1 protein-coding gene is annotated in these 871 nt (G+C 52.7%); it reads left to right on the top strand.

Annotated features, from left to right (window positions below; all coding sequences use genetic code 11):
- On the top strand, positions 1-223 hold a 223-nt coding region (locus tag DW49_RS1000000133430), incomplete at its 5' end, for a hypothetical protein (RefSeq protein WP_206539580.1).
- Between the last annotated feature and the right edge of the window lie 648 nt (positions 224-871).

Below are 871 nucleotides of genomic sequence, written 5' to 3'. Positions count from 1 at the left end.
GCAATCCGTCCTGGGTCAATTTTCAATCGGCAGGGTGGGTCAGTTTTCAATCAGCGCCAACACTCATAGGGATCAATGGGTTACGTGGAAACGGGAACAGACCCTAGGAACTGCAAGCTGGTGCGGCTCCACTAAAACCTCCGCCCTCTCCACAAGGGTAAAAATGAGGACTGCAGGCCTGCTCCTGCACCGTAATTTTTTTGACAAAGAGGTTTTTCAATGAATCGCATTTCAACCAGCTCAGTAAATTCCAGCTTCAATTACACGGCCCCTACGGAGGAAGCGCAAAACCGCTTCGCCTCAGCGCCCGACAATTCCCCTCTAGTTGCCACCACAACATCTATCGCCCAAGCGTCGGAAGGGCTACAAAGGCCGGGGGCAACGCTAAGCATGCAGGCCCAGCGACTGCGCCAATTGATGGGGAGCCCGTCTGAGCAGTGCCGCAGGGACACAATGTTAGCTAAAGCTTTTGATGCTCAACGCCTAAACATTAATACTCAAGCAGGCCCTTCCAACAGCCCACACTTGAACGCTCTCAACACGCTCCAACAACGACACTGTAGTGGTCAACTGATCCCGGACACGATGTTAAGGTTTTTCTCGTACTGAGCGGGCACCAGAGAACCAGATCCGACCATGGGCCCTTGGCCGCAAGAACTGGCTCTTTGCAGGGCCCTTCCGCTCTGGCACTAACGACGGCCACTGCCTATAGATCCCTACAGAGGGCCTTCAATGGTTCGTGGCCACAACCGCGATTTCTGGCTCATCTTGATCACGCTAGCTTTCGTCGCCACAAAATTCGCGTATTTGCCATGGACACCACGTAATCCATTTCTGTAAAAAATGTGTATTGCCTATGGACATCGAAGAC

Origin of the sequence: Pseudomonas avellanae BPIC 631 (assembly GCF_000444135.1) — a bacterium.
Classification (GTDB): Bacteria; Pseudomonadota; Gammaproteobacteria; order Pseudomonadales; family Pseudomonadaceae; genus Aquipseudomonas; species Aquipseudomonas avellanae.
The sequence above is the reverse complement of the archived record's forward strand: the minus strand, read 5'-3'. Positions and strand labels throughout refer to the sequence as shown.